Source organism: Alteromonas sp. ABH2_165, from assembly GCF_056159945.1.
Map to the genome: position 1 here is coordinate 265050 of NZ_JBSWWF010000004.1, position 19642 is coordinate 284691.

A 19642-nucleotide genomic window follows, 5' to 3' on the forward strand; every position below is an offset into this window, starting at 1 on the left:
GCAATTAAGCGTTGATGTAGCAAAATAAAACCGAAAGGAGCATTACATGAAAGTCTTAAAGTTTGGTGGATCTTCTCTGGCCGACGCAACACGTTATCTTCGCGTTACCGAGATTTGTATGACCGCCCACCAAACCGAGGGCGCAGCCGTAGTGCTCTCTGCCCCGAAGGGCGTCACTAACGCGCTGTCGCTGCTTTGTGATCAAGCCGCTGCCGGCGAAGATTTCAACCCGTTGTTCACCAAGCTAGATGAATTGGTAAACGGTATCGCTAAAGAACTCGATGAAACCCTTACTGATTTCCCTTTTGAAAAGGTTTCTACTTTTATTGCCAGCCGTTTAGGCATCTTAAAACAGCAGCTCGAAGGTATTCGTTTACTGGGTACTGCGCCAGATTCAGTGGCGGCAGAAATTCTCAGCCTTGGCGAATACATCAGTGTGTCTATGTTTGGCGGTATTCTTGAAAGCAAAGGTGTAGCCAATCAGCTTATCGACCCGGTTGATTACGTACTGGCAAATGGCGAGTACCTCGACAGCATCGCCGATGTGGCATTAAGTAAGGCCCGCTTTAGTGAAGTGGTTAGCGACGGTAGCGTGTTCCTGGTAATGCCTGGATTTGTTGCAGCCAATGACGATCGCGAAAAAGTAACGCTGGGCCGTAACGGTTCTGACTATTCTGCAGCGATTTTGGCAGCGTGTATCGATGCATCGTGCTGCGAAATCTGGACTGACGTAGACGGCGTATATAACGCCGATCCGAATCAGGTTGAAGGCGCGGTACTGCTTGATAAATTAACGTACCAGGAAGCCATGGAACTGTCTTACTTCGGCGCGAAAGTACTGCATCCTAAGACCATTGGCCCCATCGCTCAGCACCACATTCCTTGTCTTATCAAAAATACTTTAAACCCAGCGGCACCGGGTACGCTCATCAGCAATGAAAAAAGTGAAATCTGGACCTCCGTAAAAGGTATTTCCCAGCTTGATAATGTGACCATGTTTAATGTAGCTGGCCCTGGCTTGAAGGGCATGGTTGGCATGGCGAGTCGCGTATTTGAAGTAATGAGCAATGCGAATATTTCCATTAGTCTCATCACGCAGTCCAGCTCTGAGTACAGCATTAGCTTCTGTATCCAGGAAAAAGATGCCGTACGTGCCCAGCACCTGCTGGAAGATGCCTTTACTCTTGAGCTACAAAACCAGCTGCTTGATCAAATTGAAGTCCGTCACGACCTGGCCATTGTTACGCTCGTGGGCGACGGTATGCGCCACACCAAAGGTTTGGCGGCCCGCTTCTTCGCTGCGTTGTCGCAGGCTCGGGTAAATAACGTTGCTATCGCGCAGGGCTCGTCTGAACGTTCTATTTCCACCGTGATTGAAGCGAAAAAGGCGAAAAAAGCCGTTCGCGTGATCCACCAGAATTTCTTCTCAGATCGTCACACCATCGACGTATTCCTGGTTGGCTGCGGTAATGTGGGTACAGAGTTACTGGGTCAGATCGCCCGTCAGCAACCCGCGTTGCTTAAACGTAACATTCAACTGCGCGTGTACGGTATTGCTAACAGCCGTAAATTGCTGCTCGACAGCAACGGCATTGATGTGGCTAGCGACTGGAAATCACTGCTGGCTGAGTCATCCGAAACGCTGAGCGTAGACCGTCTGCACCAGTTTGCTAACGATAACAGCCTGGTAAACCCAGTGATTGTTGACTGTACCAGTCATGAAGCAGTGGCAACACAGTATGTCGACATGATGGAGCAGGGCTTCCACGTGGTGACACCAAACAAGAAAGCCAACACCGACACCATGGCTTACTATAAAAAGCTGCGTCGCACGGCACAGAACACCAACCGTCAGTACCTGTATGAAACAACGGTAGGTGCCGGTTTGCCGGTTATCGATAACCTGCAAAAACTGTTTGCAGCCGGTGACGTACTGCACCAGTTTGAAGGTATTTTGTCTGGTAGCTTGTCGTATGTATTCGGAAAGCTGGAAGAAGGCATGAGCCTGTCTGAAGCCACCACGGCAGCGAAATCGAATGGTTACACTGAGCCAGACCCACGTGACGACTTAAGTGGTATGGACGTTGCCCGTAAACTGCTTATTATGGCTCGTGAAGCTGGTCTTGCGCTTGAGTTGTCAGATATCGAAATTGAATCTGTACTGCCTGCGGGTTTTGCTGAGGGCGCCTCTATTGATGAGTTCATGCAGCAGTTACCAGAATTGGATGCGGAGTTCGGAAAGCGTGTTGATGCCGCCAAAGCAGATAATAGCGTGCTGCGCTATATCGGTAGCATCAATGGTGACAAGTGCCGAGTAACCATTCAGGCGGTACCATTGTCTCATCCATTGGCGGCAGTGAAAGACGGCGAGAACGCGCTGGCAATTAGCAGTGATTATTATCAGCCAATTCCTTATGTAATTCGTGGTTATGGTGCCGGTGGTACGGTAACAGCGGCGGGGGTATTTGCAGATATCCTGCGTACCATGCCGTGGAAACAAATGGCGCTGTAATTAAAGGATAGTAGTATGAAAACAACCCGCGCTTACGCGCCTGCCTCAATTGGCAATGTTAGTCTGGGTTTTGACGTTCTGGGTGCCGCGCTGGCACCTGTGGACGGCACAGAACTTGGCGATGTGGTGGAAGTCAGCGATGCTGCCGAATTCACGCTGACTTGTACCGGCGCTTTTGCCCACAAATTACCGCCAGGTGCTGACAATAATATCGTGACACTTTGCTACGCACATTTCTTTGAAGAAATGGTGAAAGCGGGCAAAGAAACCCATCATGTGGCGATGACGCTACATAAAAACCTTCCTATCGGCAGTGGACTCGGCTCCAGTGCCAGTTCCATTGTTGCTGCTTTCCATGCATTGAACGCACATTTCGACTACCCGTTTGATGAAAACGCGCTTCTGTTGATGATGGGCGAACTGGAAGGGCAGATCAGCGGCAGTATCCACTATGACAATGTGGCGCCATGCTATTTAGGCGGCTTAACGCTGATGACCGGCAATGATGCGAAAGTTACCGTACAGTTGCCAACCGTGAAAAGCTGGTATTGGGTGGTATGTTACTCTGGAATTAGTGTGTCTACGTCGGCAGCCCGTAATATTCTGCCAAAAGAAGTGGCCATGGCTGATACGTTAACCTTTGGTCGTCAGTTGGGTGTGTTTGTGCATGCCTTGCATGCTGGCGATACCGATTTAGCTGCCAGCGTAATGCAGGATGTTATTGCAGAACCCTATCGTAAATCGTTACTGCCGGGGTTTGATGATGCCCGTGCGTTCAGCATGGAAAATGGCGGCCTGGCATTTGGTATTTCTGGCTCTGGTCCTACCGTGTTTGCCGTGTGTGACGACGCAGATAAAGCTGAGGCAATTCGCGAGTGGCTTCAGGCTAATTATGTACAAAACGAAGATGGCTTCAGCCACGTTTGCCGCATTCCTGAAAAAGGCGCGGTAGAACAGCAAGTGAAAGAATAAAGGTATCCCAAGTGGAATTAGTAAATTTAAAAGTAGCATCTGATACAGCATCATTTTCTGAAGCTGTAAAACGTGGTCTGGGTCAGAATCAGGGCCTGTATTTTCCTACCAGCATTCCTAAACTGGAAAACATTGACGCACTGCTGGAAAAACCGTTTGTAGAGCGCAGCGTTGAAGTGCTCACTGCCCTTATCGGCGATGAGCTGGGCGAGGGCACGCTGCAGGAAATCGTTGAAGCGGCTTTCACGTTTCCGGCCCCGGTTGTCAGTGTAAACGACAAAGTGGCAACGCTGGAATTGTTCCACGGCCCGACACTGGCGTTTAAAGATTTTGGTGGCCGTTTCATGGCACAAGTGTTGTCTCGTATCAGTAATGGCGAGCCAATTACTATCCTTACTGCAACCTCGGGTGACACGGGTGCAGCGGTTGCCCATGCTTTCCACGGTATTCCTAACATCAACGTGGTCATCCTGTTCCCGAAAGGTAAAATCAGTCAGTTGCAGGAAAAACTGTTTACTACGTTGGGTGATAACATTCATACGGTTGCTATCGAGAGTGATTTCGATGCCTGTCAGGCGATGGTTAAAAACGCGTTTGACGATCCGGATGTACGCGAAGGTCTGCATCTTAACTCTGCCAACTCAATCAATATCAGCCGTCTGCTGGCACAGGTTTGCTACTACTTTGAAGCCGTAAGCCAATTAACGCCTGAGCAGCGTGAAGAGCTGGTATTCTCCGTACCTAGCGGCAACTTTGGTAACCTGACAGCGGGTATGATTGCCAAGTCTATGGGTCTGCCAATTAAGCGTTTTGTGGCTGCAACAAACCTCAATGATACGGTTCCCCGTTACCTGAAAACCGGTGAGTGGGCGCCAAATCCTACCGTCGCAACCATGTCTAACGCCATGGACGTAAGCCAGCCAAACAACTGGCCACGTATTGAAGCGCTTATTGAGCGCGGATACCTGGATAAAGACTGCCTGCGCGGCGAATGTGTTGATGAAGAATACACGCAAATTGCCATGCGTCAGTTGGCGCAGCAGGGTTACACCAGCGAACCACATGCCGCTATCGCTTATCGTGCTGTAAGCCACGATCTGAGTGACAGTGAATATGGCGTGTTCCTGGGAACCGCGCACCCGGCTAAATTTCGCGAGACCGTGGAAAACGTTCTGGGTTCACCGTTAAGCCTGCCTCAGGCACTGGTAGACTGCTCAAGCAAAGAAAGTCAGGCGGTGCCACTACCTGCTGACTACGAGGCGCTGAAAGCGCACATGTTCTCTATTTTAAAATGAGTTCATGGCACGAAGTGCTTAGCCCCGAAAAGGCTAAGCCTTACTTTGTCGAACTGATAGCGAAGGTGGATAAGGCCCGGCAGGAGAAAACGGTTTATCCACCCGAGCAAGATGTATTCAATGCCTTTGCCATGACACCGCTGGATGACGTGAAAGTGGTGATCTTGGGGCAAGATCCTTACCACGGTGCCGGTCAGGCACATGGTCTGAGTTTCTCGGTACGAGACGGCGTTAAAATTCCGCCTTCGTTGCGGAATATCTACAAAGAGCTGGCGACTGATATCGACGGATTCAGCATCCCGCAGCATGGTAATCTGACAAGCTGGGCAGAGCAGGGTGTGTTGCTTCTTAACACGGTGCTTACCGTGGAAGAGGCGCGTGCAAACAGTCACGCCAAATTCGGTTGGGAGACATTTACTGATGCCGTTATAGACACAGTAAATCGTCACACCGACGGCGTGGTGTTTTTATTGTGGGGCAGCCACGCGCAGAAAAAAGGGGCGAATATCGACAGTCAGCGCCATCTGGTACTGACATCACCGCATCCGTCACCACTTTCCGCTCGTCGTGGCTTTTTCGGGTGTCAGCATTTTAGCCAGGCAAACACGTGGCTAAAGCAACACCAGAAAACACCCATAACATGGCAGGTTTAACTAAACCTCTACCCTGGTCTAATAAAGCAAAACGGCCACCTGTTTCCAGGTGGCCGTTTTCGTTTTATCTTTCCATGGTTTCCAGTTCGTACTCAAACCCGTAATCGATTTCTGCCAGTTCCTTTTCCAGTTTGAATCGGTCCTGCAGAGCTTCGATTTCTCTCCACTTTCGTTTCTTGCTTTTAGTTTTAGCCGGAGTTTCTTCAATATTTAACATTGCAAACAGATCTGACTTATCCACTGGGATCTCCTTTTATACACCACTAACATCAGTGCCAGAATTGAATGTTTTTTCATCCTTCTGACTACTTTTGTATCACAGTCGACACGATAATAAAATGAAAAAGTTTACTTTTTATTAACAAATTGTGACGGTTGTATGACATCGTGTGGATTTGCCCAATGAAAACGGCCAGTAAAAACCGGCCGTTTGTCAGATGCACCATGTCTGGTTTAACCCAGCTTAACTTTCCTTAAGTTGGTGCATTGGCGTTTCTGAATCGACTAATAAGTTGCTGGGTTGATGCATCAAACGTATCGCTTTCTACTTCACCCTGGATGCCAGCAAGTACCTGATTACCGAGTACTTTGCCAAGCTCAACGCCCCATTGGTCAAAGGAGTTCACCTGCCAGATAACGCCCTGGACAAATACCTTATGCTCATACATTGCAACGAGTGCGCCAAGTGTTTGCGGATCGAGCTTTTCAAACAAAATAGTGTTGCTCGGTTTGTTGCCCGGCATGGTTTTGTGTTGTGCCAGTGCGCTGCGCGCTTCTTCTGAAAGCCCTTTGCCTTCTAAATCGGCGAAACACTCATCAAAGGTTTTACCCTGCATCAGTGCCTGAGTTTGACCGAAGCAGTTAGACGCCAACATAGCATGATGCGTGTCGTTCTGATTCGGTACATTCAGCGGCAGCATAAAGTCTGCGGGGATCACAGAGGTGCCCTGGTGGATGAGCTGGTGGAAGCTGTGCTGGCCATTGGTGCCTTCGCTACCCCAGATAATCGGACCGGTTTGCCAGTCAACAACGTTACCTTCTAGTGTGACCTGCTTACCATTACTTTCCATATCGAGCTGCTGCACATATGCAGGCAAGCCGCGCAGGTAATGATAGTAGGGCAGCATTACATGAGATTGTGCATCGAAGAAATTGCGATACCACACGCCAAGCACCGCCAGGATAACCGGTAAGTTGCTCTCGAATGGTGCAGTGCAGAAATGTTTGTCCATTTCGTGTGCACCTTCCAGCAGGCCTTTGAAGTTTTCAAAACCCAGTGCCAGTGAGATAGGCAAACCAATAGCAGACCAAAGTGAATAACGACCACCTACCCAATCCCACATTGGGAAGATATTTTCTTCGGCAATACCAAATTCTGTCGCGGCTTTAACATTAGAGGACACCGCAACGAAATGTTTCGCGATATCTTCTTGCTTACCACCTTCACCTAAGAACCAGGCTTTGGCAGTTAACGTATTTTGCAAGGTTTCCTGCGTCGAGAATGACTTAGAAGACATCACGACGAGGGTTTCTTCGTGATCGACACTGGCAAGCACATCGTGAATGTGACAGCCATCAACGTTGGCAACAAAGTGCACTTTCACCGCGTCACACGTATACGGCTTGAGTGCCTCGGTCATGATTTTGGGGCCAAGGAATGAGCCGCCTATGCCAATGGCAACGATTTGCTTAATGGCTTTCCCGGTATAACCCTTATGCTCGCCCGAATGAATACAGGCTGTGAAGGCTTCAATTTTATCCAATGTTGCCAGAACTTCAGGCATCACATCTTCGCCATCAACCACGACTGGCTTGCCACTAAAGTTACGTAAAGCGGTATGCAACACGGCACGGCCTTCGGTACTGTTAATGGCTTCACCGCTAAACATTGCCTCACGGTGGGCTTCTACGCCCTGGGCCTTTGCCAGAGTGAATAGTTCGCTTAGCACTTCATCCGTCACGCGGTTCTTTGAGTAGTCAACAAACAGGCCGCAGGCTTCAACCTGCATTTTATCTGCCCGTGATGGGTCGCTATTAAACCAGTCACGCATGTGCGTGTCGCTGATGCTTTTAGCCAGTCCAGAAAGCTTCTCCCAGGCTGGCTGTTGAGTAAAATCTGTCATCGTATTTCCAATTCCGAATAGTAAAAAGGCCTGTTACTCGATTAACAGGCCTCCAAGGCAATTACTGACCAAGCTTTTCTTTCAGCATGGTCTCCAGTTTTTCCTGGTCTGCCGCAAAATTACGGATACCTTCAGCCAGTTTCTGGGTTGCCATGGCGTCTTCGTTCATGTCCCAACGGAAACCAACTTCGTCAAGTTTCGCGCCTGGTGTAGCGGTTGCGCCATTATCTTTCAGTTTCACTGGCAGTTCGTCAGTGTTGTTTTTCAGTTCTTCCAGCAGATTCGGGCTGATAGTTAAACGGTCGCAGCCGGCCAGCGCCTGAATTTCACCGATGTTACGGAAACTCGCACCCATCACCACGGTGCTGTAACCATGCTCTTTGTAGTAGTTGTAAATGCGGGTTACGGAAACTACACCAGGATCTTCGTCTGCGGTGTATTCTTTCTTGTCTGTGTTGGCTTTGTACCAGTCGAGAATACGGCCTACAAACGGGGAAATCAGGTACACACCTGCCTCGGCACAAGCACGGGCTTGGGCAAAGCTGAACAGCAGTGTCAGGTTACACTGAATACCTTTCTGCTCAAGAATTTCAGCGGCCTTGATACCTTCCCAGGTAGAGGCGATTTTAATCAGGATTTTAGATTTGTCGATGCCTTCATCGTTGTACAGCTCAACCAGGCGCTCAGCCTTGGCGATGGTGGCGTCGGTGTCGAAAGACAAACGTGCATCAACTTCTGTAGAAATGCGACCTGGAATAACACCTGAAATTTCTTTACCAATGGTGACGGCCAGTTTGTCAGACGCATCAGTTAATTGTTGCGCAGGATCTTGAGATTGCAGTTTCGCCCAGGCTACCGCATCGTCGATATAACCAGCGTACTCTGGAATACCCGCCGCTTTAAGCAGCAGTGAAGGGTTGGTGGTAGCGTCTACCGGCTCGTATTTTTTGATCGCTTCAATGTCGCCTGTATCGGCAACAACCGTGGTAATTTCGCGCAGCGCGTCTAATTGATTGCTCATCATTGCTCTCTGAATAGATGTTTTAAATAAAACGAACAGCCGGCTGCGTTGTGCAAACCCGCTGGTAGAATTCTGGGGTTGTGAATAACTAAATCAACCCAAATGTAGAGTTTGTATGTCCGGAAGATTAAACCAGATCGAATTTAGTAAATTTATAACAGACTGGCGCTATAAATAACACCGTAATGGGTGAAAATGTACGGCTAAAACGAAGAATGGTAATCACGTTAATGCAGTAAACCGGTTCACCGATGGGGCCGTATTTTGTGGTAACCTTTATGACATGCCTAACCGGTGACAATACAGCGGTGCGGACGAATTGAATTAAAGAGGAAATAGAATGTTAGTAGTGGTATCACCGGCGAAAAATCTCGACTTCGAATCGCCGGTTCCGGTGGAAATCTATACGCAGCCAGAGATGTTGTCTTCGGCAGAAAAATTAGCTGAAACCTGTAAGAAATTAACACCGGCTGATTTATCTTCACTTATGAAAATCAGTGACAAACTGGCGACGCTGAATGCAAACCGCTTCGATTCTTTCAGTACTCCGTTCACCAAGGACAATGCGCGACAAGCGCTTTATGCGTTCAACGGCGATGTATACACCGGGCTAGATGCTTACTCTTTAAAAGATAAAGACGTGGAATATGCGCAAGCTCATCTGCGTATTTTGTCTGGGCTTTACGGCTTGCTAAAACCGCTGGATTTAATGCAGCCATACCGGTTGGAAATGGGCACAAAGCTGGAAAATCCCAAAGGTAAAAACCTTTATGAATACTGGGGGGCAGACATTACCACTGCATTGAATAAAGCCCTTGAAGCACAAGGTGACAACGTGCTGGTAAATTTAGCATCCAATGAGTATTTTAAGTCGGTGAAGGCAAAATCCTTAGACGGCATGATTGTCACGCCGCATTTCAAAGATTTAAAGAACGGCCAGTATAAGATTATCAGTTTCTTCGCCAAGAAAGCCCGTGGTCTCATGGCGCGCTACATCATTGAAAATCAGGTTGAGGATGTCGCAGGTTTGAAGGCGTTTAATATGGCAGGGTACTACTTTTCAGAAGAACAAAGCAGCGATACGGATTTAGTTTTTCTGCGCGATGAAGCCGAATAGGCTTCATCAATACGCTTCAGGTTAGCTGTAACTTCGTTCCTGATATCATATCTGCCATTCGTCGATTAGCTAACCTCTTCTATACGTTCCAATTTGTCCGGAAGCGCCTTTTTCAAATAGCGATAACGCCATCCTGCACCAAGCACCACTACTGCATTCGCGAGCAGTTGGGTAAGCCACAATGTCCAGGTGGCATAAAGCGTGATATTGATGATTGCCAGAAGCAATAATCCCAGCCAAATCACAGCACAGGCAATAAAGCTGACTTTCCAGTAATGAACTTGCTTATGCAGCGCGTTTTTTTCAAAGTTCAGCATGCTGTAAACATCTGACGTTTGCATCGTCCATTGTTTGTGGCGCAGGCGGAACGACCATACTGTAAAAGCTAGCGGAACCGGCAGTAAACAGGCAATTAAAGTAAATTGGCCGGTACTTTGTACGTCAAATATCAGGGTATACAGAACGAATAGTGTCACTGCCACAGCGCCGGCAACATCGGCAAACGCTTTCCACTTCATTTTTTGTCTGGCACGGCGGGTTCTTTGAATCAACGCCTCGGTATCAACCTTTGGCGTGTTCGCTTTAAATGCCTGCTGCCATTGTTCAATTTGTGGGTCCATTTATCAGTTCCTGTTCATCAGCTTTGCTAGTTGCTGCTTAGCTCTGCTGGCGCGCTGTGCTACGGCATCTTCGCTGAGCCCTAGTGTCGTGGCAATTTCTGGGTATGAGAAGCCTTCAAGTTGTAGTGCAATGACCTGACGATAATTGATTTTCAGTTTGTGAAGTCCGCTCATGAGATCCAAAACCTGTTCATGGCTATTGGCTGGCGTAGAAAAAGTGTCAGACGATTCATCATATTCCTCACTCGTTGCATACCTGCGCTGTTCCTTGATGACATGGTCGACGGCCCGGTTGTGAGCAATTCTTGCGATGTAGGTTTTCAGAGTGGATTCTTCCCGAAACTGATTTTCGTTACTTTCGGTGCTATCCAGCGCCCGCCATACCAACAGAGAAATATCTTGAATAAGATCTTCTTGTAATGCCGTGTCTTTCTCGTAAGTTGCCGCGACCCGCGCAATTAATGGCGCGAAGTCTCTCAGCAGGCGTGTGATATGGGGCGCTTTCAAGGTTTGTTACTTACTAGGTGCTGTGAGGTGCGTGTAGCCAGCGTATAGAGCACAACTCATCAATGGGCCGAAAATGATGACAGAGAGGATAATGTACGGCGCGGCAAATAAGATAAGCGCATAGCCAATACCGATGATCAGAAGTGGTTTCCATGCCTTGGTTAAAAAGTGAATGCTTTCTGAAATAGCTTTCATAACACGCTGATTTTCCAATAGTATTCTTGCTGGTGCAAAAGATAACAGTAGCATCAGAGGCATTGCGGAAGCAAATACGAGTCCGAGCTGCCAACGTGCAACCTCGGTTTGTTTCATGTGCAGTAAGAGGTCTACAGCATCAGGCCCAATCACTAACATGGCTACGCCAAATTGCATGGCTGCCATAGCAATACCCGTTAAGCCAAATAACGCTACAGATAACCAGTTGCCGGAAGAGAACGCCGATTTAAAAGAAAACTGCCCCGTGAGATTGATATGATGTAGAAGTGGCCAAAGTAGGGCTACTGCCGCTGCTCCAAACCATTTCGACGTGATGATACTGTATGGAGCCGGTAGCAACTGGATGAACCCGCTAAGCAGCATGGGTAACATCGCGAAGAGGATAATTTTTACTGGTGATTTACGTAGCAGCGCAAAGCCCTCTTTTAACCATTGCCAACCGGTAGCATAAGTAAACGCGGCCTTGTCTGTATTGCTGGAAGTGGTTGTGGATTGCTGTTGCATTACGGAAGTTGTCATGGGTAATCCCTCATTAAAGTTACATTCCTTGTTAGATACACACTGCCCTCCAACAAGCTTTATGTTTTCGATATCCCCATAGACGATGACGATTCAGTAATCCTGACAAATTTTTTTAATTTTTTTCCTGCAGAGCTATTTTTTGAAAATCAAACTTGCTACCCAGAGTGGTGAATTGCGGTGATAACCTGTAATGGCTTATGCTAAGTAGAGTTAATGCTGCCTCAATAAGAGGCAGATCAACAGACCCATCAGGAGAAATGGCAATGTATACACTTTATGGATTTCCGCGCACTCGCTCAGTGCGTGTGGCTTGGGCACTGGAAGAGTTGGGTTTACCCTACGAATACAAACTGATTAATCTCAGAAAAGGCGAGCACAAAAGTGTGGATTTTCTGGCGTTAAACCCTGCCGGGAAAATTCCAACTCTGCTAACAGAAAACGGGCCAATGAGTGAGTCAGCCGCTACCGTTACCTGGTTGATGGACAAGCACGGTTACCAAGAATTTATGCCGACACTGGGCAGTACCCCGCGCATGCTCTATGAACAGGCGATGATGTTTCTGGTTACCGAACTCGAGCAGCCTCTGTGGACCATGGTGAAGCACGATTTTGCTTTACCGGAACAATACCGCATCGAGAAAATGCAGGACGTGTCAAAATTTGAATTCACAGTGGCACTGAAAACCTTTGCCGAGTTGTTAGGCGATCAGGACTACCTGACCGGTCATATGTTTACCGGTGTTGATATTGTCGCGGGTCATATTCTCTCTTGGGCCAAGGGCAACAAGCTCGACTTCACTTACGATAACGTGAAAGCTTATGCTGAACGGGTGCTGGGCAGACCATCATATGAAGCTGCCTGGAAAAATGAGACCAGCTATTTGCCGACAGAGTAAGAAAATCGCTATGAACTATCAGCCTGCGTGATTACTCCGCTGCAGGCTGACATTTCGGACACTCATAAAGCCGTCTGCCAGAAAGCGTCTTTTTGCGAATTAACGTCCCGCAAACGCGACAGGGCTCTCCCTCACGATCAAACACCATAAAACGCGTACTGTCGTAATCCGCTTTTTCTTTTATTGCGCGGCGGTATGCTTTATCCGGTACAGTATAGCCAAAGGTTTTATAGGAGCGCAAAGCCACATCAACGGTTTGCTCAGCCAGCTTTTTCAGCCTGCAGTCGTCGTAATCCATGGGTCGGGCGGTAGCATCGCAACCCGCATAGAACAGAATTTCGCTACGCAGATAATTACCGAGCCCAGCTATAAAATGTTGGTCGAGATAAAGTGCTGCAAAGGATCTCCGTCGAAACTGATTTAATTGCAGTCGATGCAAAACAACGTTAGCGCTGGTGTCTGAAGACAGAATATCCGGACCGATTTTGCTGAGGAACGGATGTTCACTCAGACTAACGGTATCCCATAACTCGATATCAGAAGCGCTATAAAGCAAGGCGCTTTGTTTGTTAGTAAATAACCCTAAGCGCAGAGAACGGTTCGACTCTGGTAGCTCTTCGCCTTCGACAACAACCCATTTCCCATAAAGTTGATTGTGAGAATAAATTGTTTTGCCATTGCTAAGATGGATAAGCATGGCTTTGCCTTTACAGTCCACGTCCAATACTGTTTGCCCTGCAATCATTGGCTGACTGGCTTTTAGTGATTCCAGGCCAATAATAATTTTGCTCAGCTTCTTCCCCTTTAGCACTTTTGCCAAAGCATCCCGGCTTTGGCGAATTTCCGGCCCTTCAGGCATGACTACCTCTCATGTGTTTGACTTATCTCTATTACGATAAAGCACCTGAAACAGGTTGAATAAAGCTGTTTAGTACTCTTAAAAACACGATTGAAGAAATAATCAATGGGTAATTACCTCTATCATTTTAAACAAATCGGATAAAGCGACGGAAATCATAAACTTGTTTAGGCATTAATAATTGTTAATGAAAATTTTAAGGTTATTTAAGTGAATAAATAAACTTTATGGTCCAGATTGCGTTAAAAGATTGTTAATTTTGTTTTGCCAGACGGAGAGATTCATGAAATTATACAAGCTAGCGATCATGGGCAGCGCAGTGATGCTATCAGCATGCGGCAGCGACAATGATGACGATCCTATTGAAACACCTGTAGAGCCAACCTTCACGGCTACCACCACATATAATATTGATTTAAACGGCATGCAGTCGGTACCAATGACGGGCTCCATGCAAATGGCGACAGCGACCGTAGAGGTCGATGAAAACCTCATGCAAATTCGTGCTTCTGTGGATATCAGTGGTGTGGATGGTGTGACGGCTGTGCACATTCACGATGGCGATATTGGGATGAATGGCGATGTGGCTTTTGGTTTTGAAATGGATGGCGACGACGCTTACACCCTTGCTGAAACCGACGTTACCAGCGAGCTGATCGAAGATCTGGCAGACGGCGACTGGTACATCAATGTTCATACAGAAACCTTTGAAAACGGAGAAGTTCGCGGCCAAATCGTATCAGATGATATGGCTATCGTTACTTTCAAAATGAGTGGAAAGCAGGAGGTACCAGCGGTATCTACCATGGCTGATGGCTACGGTTATGCCTTGGTTTCAACCACCACCTACGACCTTGACCTGGTCGTTTATACCGAAGATTTAGATGACGCCAGCGCTGCGCACATTCATACGGGACGCATTGGTACCACTGGTGATGTCTTAGTTGCCCTTGAACAGTCAATGGATGACATGACAATGTGGATGACGCCCGAAGGCACCATGATTGACGAAGACATCCTCGCGGTGCTGGTATCCGGCGGGCATTATGTCAACGTGCATTCTCCTGACTTCCCAAGTGGTGAAATTCGCGGGCAAATACTGACTGAAAATTATGCTTTAGCGACATTTGCCTTATCTGGCGCGCAGGAAGTTCCAGCTGTAATGACAGACGCCTTCGGCAGTGGTTATGCGCTGGTTAACACCAATGATTACGGCTTAGAACTTAAAGTCGTTACCGAAGGTGTAGACGATGCCACCATGGCACACATTCACACCGGTCGAGTGGGTATGAATGGTGACGTGCTGGTCGCGCTTGAGCAATCGGGTAGTGATGCCGGTACCTGGATGACGCCAGAAAATGCGATGATCGACGAAGAGACTTTCAACGTGCTGGCATCCGGCGGTCATTATGTGAATGTTCACACCAACGATAATGCGGGTGGTGAGCTTCGCGGGCAGATCCTGACTGATGATTATGTTCTCGCGACCTTTATGTTAGATGGCGAGCAAGAAGTGCCTGTGGTCGACACCATGGCAATGGGTCACGGCTATGCACTTGTGAATACATCAACCTACGCGCTGGAGCTGGTTGTCGATACAGAAGGCGTGGATGACGCAACAGGTGCACATATTCACACAGGTAACATTGGCATGAATGGCGACGTACTTGTCGCGCTAGAGCAGTCTGCCGATGATATTGGCATGTGGATGACGCCTGCTGAAACCATGATTGATGCGGATATCCTGGCGGTATTGGCTTCAGGAGGACACTACGTGAACGTGCATACGCCAGCAAACATGGGCGGCGAAATCCGCGGCCAAATCCTGACACCGGAATACACCCTGGTAACCTTCCCATTAACCGGTGACCAACAAGTTCCTGCGGTAACGACCACGGCAACGGGCAATGGCTATGCGCTGGTGAACAGCATGACCTATGACCTGAGCCTCGTGGCCCATACCGAAGGCGTGGACGATGCCACTATGGCACACATTCATACCGGTGCTGCGGGAGAAAATGGCGATGTGCTAGTGGGTCTGGAACAGTCAATGGATGATATGGGTATGTGGATGACTCCAGTAAATACCATGATCGATATGGATATTTACAACGTGCTGATTTCAGGTGGCCACTATGTGAACGTGCATACGCCAGCCAATCCTGACGGCGAGCTGCGCGGTCAGATTGAATAATTAGATCTGATAAACAACTTACCGAGGCCTGCGATTATGCAGGCCTTTTTTCATTCCGGCCCATATGACTATTCACGAACAAACGGAAATTTACCGCCACCCTGGTGGAGCGTGAAGCGGTCCACATCAATGCCAGATCCGTTGCTATCGAAAACGATTGTGATACGTGCTGGCTCAAAACGAAATTCGTGAGGAGAAAAGGGCGTCAGGGGAAGAGGGCCTTGGCCAGTCGCCTGGGCATACAGTTGAGCATCTTTAACGAAAAAAGTGATTTTCAGCGGTAAAGCATCAGAGGCGAATACGCCTTCAAAACGTTTTAATGAGGACGTGGTTAAGGTAATCGCTTGCTGAGAAAAATCGGGAATATCGAAATCGTTTCCATAGTAACTGCTAAACACAGCGATGTTGATATCATTCAATGGATAATTAATGCCGTTTGTGAAAACGGCAACAGCAACATCGTCGTCTTCCTGAGTTGCAGTAAACGATCTGAATCCGTCAATAGCGCCATCGTGACCATATAGGGTTTTATCATTAAACGGGTACCGGGCCAGGCCAGAACCATATCCATCTTTAATGGTTTTCATTTTTGAAAGCGATGCGCTGGAAATAAGTTTACCTGCGAACAAACCAGAGAGAAACTTCGCGACATCCGTGGGAGTAGAAATAATGGCGCCGGCGCCAAGAACCACTGAGTGGTCAGCTTCAGGGACACGTTGCCAGGTGCTCTGCTGGAACATGTGGGAGCGGGCCCTGTGGTCGTCATTATCAACATCACCAAAAGACGATTCAGTCAGCGATAGTTTGTCCAGAATATGAGACTGAAGTCGCGCCGCGTAGGTATTCCCACTGATGTCTTCAATAATAAAACCAAGCAGCATATAAGCTGAGTTGGAATAGCTGGCTTTGCTGCCGGGTGTAAAATCACTGTCTAGCGATGCGAGAAGTTTCAGCATTTCCTGCTTGCTCTTCGGCACATGAGCGGTGGCGAAGAAGTTTGGTAAATCTGTGTAATTATGAATGCCGCTACGATGACTCAGCATCATGGCAATGGTGATGTCTTCAGCGTTTTTAATTTGCGGGTAGAAGTTTGCAAGTGGCGTGTCGAGAGAGAGATTGCCTTCTTCTATAAGCTGAAAAATCAGCGTGGCGGTGAAGGTCTTGGTAATTGAGCCAATGCGGTAGCGGGTGTGGATATCTGCCTTTTTATCCGCTTCAATATCGGCAAACCCCACTGCCTTTTGATAAATCGGTTGGCCGTGTTCGGTTACCGCCACACTTACCATCAGCTTGTCGTTAGCGGCGAGCGTTTCAAGCAATTGGTCGAGCTTTTTGCCGTCAAAACCCCATGAGGAAAAGCTGAAAATAAACAGAAAAACACTAAAGATAAGACGTTTGTTCATGATTGCTCCCTGCGTTGCCAAACGTAAAAGGCCGAACGTGAACCCTGCGGCATTGTAAGATTAGTTGCTACTCCACAAACATTTCCTGCTGAAATTTCAGCGTTTGTGTGTCGTTGCCCCGTTGCACTTCAATATTAAACCGAAAGGTTTCCCTGTCGTTAAACGACAGGGGGGCTAAATAATAAATCGCATCCTCTTCCTGCACTCGTTTAAATGTGAGCGATTTTTTCGTGCCAAGTAAATTGGTTGCGGTACCGCTAACAGAGACAACCTGGGCTTCTTGCGTGGCTTTGTCGAGTACAGAAATATTTACCAGCGCGTTATATTTGCTGCGCACAATGCCGTAGCTACGTGCGACCTCTGGGGTGAAAAAGGTGGTGTTTACCACGATGTAATGGACATCCCAATCGCCTAACTGCTTTTTCTGTTCGGCTGCTGCCTGACCACTTAACAACAGGAAGAAAGCAGTAACAAGTGGAAGAAGATAAGCAATATGGCGTTGATTCATCATGATGTCCTTATTGATAACCCTTTAAAAAAGCTTAGCGCTAAAAAACGACCTGGCAATAAAAAAGGCAGCGTACTGCTGCCTTTCAATCATATCACTAATGAATTCCAAAGGTACTGCTGAGGAATATCTGAATAAACTGCAGCAACAGGATGGCAACCAGCACCGATAAATCCAAGCCACCAATAGGCGGAATAATTTTTCTGATGGGGGCCAGGAACGGCTCCGTGAGCTGATACATCACGTATTCAATGGGGTTCTGACCTTGAGATACCCAGCTAAGAATAGCGCGAATGATCAGTACCCAGAACATCAGTCTGAACGTTTCATTGATTACCGTGACCACAGACAGAATAACAATAGAAAGTGGATCGTAATTACCACCGAACATGGCGATTAACACCACAAACTTCAGCGCAGCTACGAGCAGCGCTAATACAAACGTCGCCGTATCAAAATTGCCGATGGACGGAATGACCCGGCGCATTGGCCCCACAATTGGGTGGGTCGCTTTAACAATAAACTGGCTGGCAGGATTATAAAAATCCGCTCTTACCAGCTGTAACCACAATCGTAATATCACCACCATCAAATACAAATCGAAAAGGGTGGAAATAAGAAAGGCCGATGCGTTGCTCATTAACTGTTTTTCCTGTGAAACTTAAAGTTGTTTAGCCATTTCTTCAGCCCGTGAAACCGCTGCGCGCATCGCTTTGCTTACGGTTTCTTTAAGGCCTTCGTCGAGAAGGGTGTTTACGGCCGCTGCTGTGGTGCCGCCCTTAGACGTAACTTGGGCCCGAAGCTCGCTTAATTCAATATCTGGATTGTGACAAACCATTTCAGCGGCACCAAGCATGGCCTGCTGCACCATTTCACGGGCGGTTTTATCGTCGAAGCCCATGTTGATGGCTTCTTCTTGCATGGCCTGTAAAAACAGGAAGAAATAAGCCGGGCTGCTGCCTGCGGCGGCGATAACGCCATTAATGCCGTCTTCTTGTTCAACCCATACGGTTTCACCGACAGCTTTCATCACATCATCGGCATAGTCGCGGTCGGCACTGCTCACGGTGTCGTCGGCGTATAAACCAGTCATGCCTTTACCAATCAAACTTGGCGTGTTTGGCATTACGCGTACCACCGGATACTCGCCGCCTAGCATTTCTTGTAAACGGGATACCGGCAGGCCAGCGGCAATAGATAAAAACAGCTTTCCAGCGAAGTCGTTGTTTTCCTGCAGCGCGCCAAGCATGTCACCCATCATTTGTGGTTTCACTGCCAGCACAATGGCATCAGCAAACTGGCAGGCCTCATCGTTTGACTGGGTAACCTGAATGCCGAATTCTTCACTCAGTTTATCGAGTTTTGGCGTAGAGGGATTACTGGCGATGATATTTGCCTTGTCATAACCAGACTGGATAAGCCCGCTGATGATGCTGCGTGTCATATTACCTGCGCCAATAAAAGCCAATTTCTTTTGTTGCATGAATACCCTTTTTGTCATTTCAAATTACAAGATAGCGGGGCAGGAGGGTTAGCTCCTGGCGCCAAAAATCGCGCTGCCAATTCTTACCATGGTAGAACCGTGGGCGATGGCGGCGTCCATATCCCCGCTCATTCCTACGGACAGGGTATCAAATTCGCTCAGATTTTGCTGGTATTGATGGAATAAATCCGCCAGCGCGCTTAACGTTGCGTTCTGCTGCTGTTCATCGGGTGCGGCTTTTGGAATGGCCATTAATCCACGTAATTTCAGATTAGGCATAGTTTGGATGGTGTCAATCAGCGCAGGTAATTCAGCTGGCTGAATACCTGATTTACTGTCTTCATCATCAATATTTAACTGAATTAACACATTAAGTGGTTTCATCGATGAAGGGCGCTGGTCGTTTAACCGGCGGGCGATTTTCTCGCGGTCGATGGTTTGTACCCAGTCGAAGTGTTCGGCAACCACTTTGGTCTTATTCGATTGTAACGGGCCAATCATGTGCCATTCAATATCGGTGTATTCACTGAGTTGCTGAACCTTTTCAACACCTTCCTGCACATAATTCTCGCCAAACAAACGTTGTCCTTCTTCATACGCTTGGACAATATCGGATACCGGTTTGGTCTTGGTTACCGCTAGTAATTCAACGGATTTTGGAGGACGATGCGCACTTGCAGTGGCTAGTTCGATTCGCGAGCGTGCGGATTTCAGTCGTTCTGCTATTGTTTGCATTAATCA

At 47.8% G+C, this 19642-nt stretch carries 19 protein-coding genes; 7 read left to right on the top strand and 12 right to left on the bottom strand.

The annotated features are described in order from the left end of the window. Window positions 1-46: 46 nt before the first annotated feature. From thrA to ung, 4 genes are read left to right on the top strand one after another with little or no spacing between them, the layout of a single operon-like run. The gene (thrA, locus tag ACXAFQ_RS10115) at window positions 47-2512 is read left to right on the top strand and encodes a bifunctional aspartate kinase/homoserine dehydrogenase I (protein WP_474821048.1); all 2466 of its coding nucleotides are present in this window, start codon (window positions 47-49) and stop codon (window positions 2510-2512) included. Window positions 2513-2527: 15 nt separating this feature from the next. After that, entirely contained in the window at window positions 2528-3484 is a 957-nt protein-coding gene (gene thrB / locus ACXAFQ_RS10120) for a homoserine kinase (RefSeq protein ID WP_474821050.1), read from the top strand. Between the two features lie 11 nt (window positions 3485-3495). Beyond that, entirely contained in the window at window positions 3496-4779 is a 1284-nt protein-coding gene (gene thrC, locus ACXAFQ_RS10125; RefSeq protein ID WP_474821054.1) for a threonine synthase, read from the top strand. Then, window positions 4776-5432 carry a uracil-DNA glycosylase gene (gene ung, locus ACXAFQ_RS10130; RefSeq protein ID WP_474821058.1) on the top strand — a complete coding sequence of 219 codons (657 nt, stop codon included), beginning with the start codon at window positions 4776-4778 and terminating at the stop codon, window positions 5430-5432. Before thrC ends, ung begins: the two co-directional genes overlap by 4 nt. 64 nt (window positions 5433-5496) lie before the next feature. On the opposite strand, the gene ACXAFQ_RS10135 is transcribed toward ung, so the two are convergent. The 3 genes from ACXAFQ_RS10135 to tal all read right to left on the bottom strand — a co-directional run bounded on the left by ACXAFQ_RS10135 (window position 5497) and on the right by tal (window position 8576). After that, complete coding sequence (locus tag ACXAFQ_RS10135) at window positions 5497-5673, bottom strand: DUF3545 family protein (protein ID WP_083272968.1); 177 nt, start codon at window positions 5671-5673, stop codon at window positions 5497-5499. Window positions 5674-5905: 232 nt separating this feature from the next. Further along, the gene (gene pgi, locus ACXAFQ_RS10140; RefSeq protein ID WP_474821065.1) at window positions 5906-7555 is read right to left on the bottom strand and encodes a glucose-6-phosphate isomerase; all 1650 of its coding nucleotides are present in this window, start codon (window positions 7553-7555) and stop codon (window positions 5906-5908) included. Window positions 7556-7616: 61 nt separating this feature from the next. Next, on the bottom strand, window positions 7617-8576 hold the full coding sequence (gene tal, locus ACXAFQ_RS10145; protein ID WP_070124924.1) for a transaldolase: 960 nt from the start codon (window positions 8574-8576) through the stop codon (window positions 7617-7619). Window positions 8577-8916: 340 nt separating this feature from the next. Here tal and yaaA point away from each other — a divergent pair, with 340 nt between their 5' ends. Next, entirely contained in the window at window positions 8917-9693 is a 777-nt protein-coding gene (yaaA, locus tag ACXAFQ_RS10150) for a peroxide stress protein YaaA (protein WP_474821069.1), read from the top strand. Window positions 9694-9758: 65 nt separating this feature from the next. Here the strand turns inward: yaaA and ACXAFQ_RS10155 are convergent, their stop codons facing one another. From ACXAFQ_RS10155 to ACXAFQ_RS10165, 3 genes are read right to left on the bottom strand one after another with little or no spacing between them, the layout of a single operon-like run. Then, complete coding sequence (locus tag ACXAFQ_RS10155) at window positions 9759-10313, bottom strand: hypothetical protein (RefSeq protein WP_474821071.1); 555 nt, start codon at window positions 10311-10313, stop codon at window positions 9759-9761. 3 nt (window positions 10314-10316) lie between these two features. Continuing rightward, window positions 10317-10820, bottom strand: coding sequence for an RNA polymerase sigma factor (locus tag ACXAFQ_RS10160; RefSeq protein WP_474821075.1), 504 nt, complete (start codon window positions 10818-10820; stop codon window positions 10317-10319). A gap of 6 nt (window positions 10821-10826) precedes the next feature. Next, entirely contained in the window at window positions 10827-11555 is a 729-nt protein-coding gene (locus tag ACXAFQ_RS10165; protein WP_474821079.1) for a hypothetical protein, read from the bottom strand. A 266-nt stretch (window positions 11556-11821) separates the two neighbouring features. Between ACXAFQ_RS10165 and ACXAFQ_RS10170 the strand changes: the two genes are divergently transcribed. Next, window positions 11822-12454, top strand: a complete 633-nt coding sequence (locus tag ACXAFQ_RS10170) for a glutathione S-transferase family protein (protein WP_474821082.1) — start codon at window positions 11822-11824, stop codon at window positions 12452-12454. A 31-nt stretch (window positions 12455-12485) separates the two neighbouring features. Here ACXAFQ_RS10170 and nei read toward each other — a convergent pair whose 3' ends face one another. Beyond that, window positions 12486-13313 carry an endonuclease VIII gene (gene nei / locus ACXAFQ_RS10175; RefSeq protein ID WP_474821085.1) on the bottom strand — a complete coding sequence of 276 codons (828 nt, stop codon included), beginning with the start codon at window positions 13311-13313 and terminating at the stop codon, window positions 12486-12488. Window positions 13314-13596: 283 nt separating this feature from the next. Here nei and ACXAFQ_RS10180 point away from each other — a divergent pair, with 283 nt between their 5' ends. Next, window positions 13597-15507, top strand: coding sequence for a CHRD domain-containing protein (locus ACXAFQ_RS10180; RefSeq protein ID WP_474821089.1), 1911 nt, complete (start codon window positions 13597-13599; stop codon window positions 15505-15507). Window positions 15508-15575: 68 nt separating this feature from the next. Here the strand turns inward: ACXAFQ_RS10180 and ACXAFQ_RS10185 are convergent, their stop codons facing one another. The 5 genes from ACXAFQ_RS10185 to ACXAFQ_RS10205 form a co-directional block, all read right to left on the bottom strand. Further along, a complete protein-coding gene (locus ACXAFQ_RS10185) occupies window positions 15576-16910 on the bottom strand; it encodes a serine hydrolase domain-containing protein (protein ID WP_474821092.1) in 1335 nt (444 codons plus the stop codon). Between the two features lie 67 nt (window positions 16911-16977). Next, window positions 16978-17421 (bottom strand): DUF4426 domain-containing protein, encoded by a 444-nt coding sequence (locus ACXAFQ_RS10190; RefSeq protein WP_474821095.1) that lies wholly within the window; start codon window positions 17419-17421, stop codon window positions 16978-16980. Window positions 17422-17515: 94 nt separating this feature from the next. After that, window positions 17516-18058, bottom strand: a complete 543-nt coding sequence (locus tag ACXAFQ_RS10195) for a YggT family protein (RefSeq protein ID WP_474821098.1) — start codon at window positions 18056-18058, stop codon at window positions 17516-17518. Window positions 18059-18079: 21 nt separating this feature from the next. Beyond that, the gene (proC, locus tag ACXAFQ_RS10200; RefSeq protein ID WP_474821101.1) at window positions 18080-18901 is read right to left on the bottom strand and encodes a pyrroline-5-carboxylate reductase; all 822 of its coding nucleotides are present in this window, start codon (window positions 18899-18901) and stop codon (window positions 18080-18082) included. Between the two features lie 48 nt (window positions 18902-18949). Continuing rightward, window positions 18950-19636: a YggS family pyridoxal phosphate-dependent enzyme gene (locus ACXAFQ_RS10205; protein WP_474821104.1), complete on the bottom strand. Its 687-nt coding sequence runs from the start codon at window positions 19634-19636 to the stop codon at window positions 18950-18952. Window positions 19637-19642: the final 6 nt, after the last annotated feature.

What these genes read in the sequence shown, in the direction of transcription:
- thrA (WP_474821048.1), top strand. Translation starts at nt 47, where the DNA reads ATGAAAGTCTTAAAGTTTGGTGGATCTTCTCTGGCCGACGCAACACGT.
- thrB (WP_474821050.1), top strand. Translation starts at nt 2,528, where the DNA reads ATGAAAACAACCCGCGCTTACGCGCCTGCCTCAATTGGCAATGTTAGT.
- ung (WP_474821058.1), top strand. Translation starts at nt 4,776, where the DNA reads ATGAGTTCATGGCACGAAGTGCTTAGCCCCGAAAAGGCTAAGCCTTAC.
- pgi (WP_474821065.1), bottom strand. Translation starts at nt 7,555, where the DNA reads ATGACAGATTTTACTCAACAGCCAGCCTGGGAGAAGCTTTCTGGACTG.
- tal (WP_070124924.1), bottom strand. Translation starts at nt 8,576, where the DNA reads ATGAGCAATCAATTAGACGCGCTGCGCGAAATTACCACGGTTGTTGCC.
- yaaA (WP_474821069.1), top strand. Translation starts at nt 8,917, where the DNA reads ATGTTAGTAGTGGTATCACCGGCGAAAAATCTCGACTTCGAATCGCCG.
- ACXAFQ_RS10155 (WP_474821071.1), bottom strand. Translation starts at nt 10,313, where the DNA reads ATGGACCCACAAATTGAACAATGGCAGCAGGCATTTAAAGCGAACACG.
- ACXAFQ_RS10165 (WP_474821079.1), bottom strand. Translation starts at nt 11,555, where the DNA reads ATGACAACTTCCGTAATGCAACAGCAATCCACAACCACTTCCAGCAAT.
- ACXAFQ_RS10170 (WP_474821082.1), top strand. Translation starts at nt 11,822, where the DNA reads ATGTATACACTTTATGGATTTCCGCGCACTCGCTCAGTGCGTGTGGCT.
- nei (WP_474821085.1), bottom strand. Translation starts at nt 13,313, where the DNA reads ATGCCTGAAGGGCCGGAAATTCGCCAAAGCCGGGATGCTTTGGCAAAA.
- ACXAFQ_RS10180 (WP_474821089.1), top strand. Translation starts at nt 13,597, where the DNA reads ATGAAATTATACAAGCTAGCGATCATGGGCAGCGCAGTGATGCTATCA.
- ACXAFQ_RS10185 (WP_474821092.1), bottom strand. Translation starts at nt 16,910, where the DNA reads ATGAACAAACGTCTTATCTTTAGTGTTTTTCTGTTTATTTTCAGCTTT.
- ACXAFQ_RS10190 (WP_474821095.1), bottom strand. Translation starts at nt 17,421, where the DNA reads ATGATGAATCAACGCCATATTGCTTATCTTCTTCCACTTGTTACTGCT.
- ACXAFQ_RS10195 (WP_474821098.1), bottom strand. Translation starts at nt 18,058, where the DNA reads ATGAGCAACGCATCGGCCTTTCTTATTTCCACCCTTTTCGATTTGTAT.
- proC (WP_474821101.1), bottom strand. Translation starts at nt 18,901, where the DNA reads ATGCAACAAAAGAAATTGGCTTTTATTGGCGCAGGTAATATGACACGC.
- ACXAFQ_RS10205 (WP_474821104.1), bottom strand. Translation starts at nt 19,636, where the DNA reads ATGCAAACAATAGCAGAACGACTGAAATCCGCACGCTCGCGAATCGAA.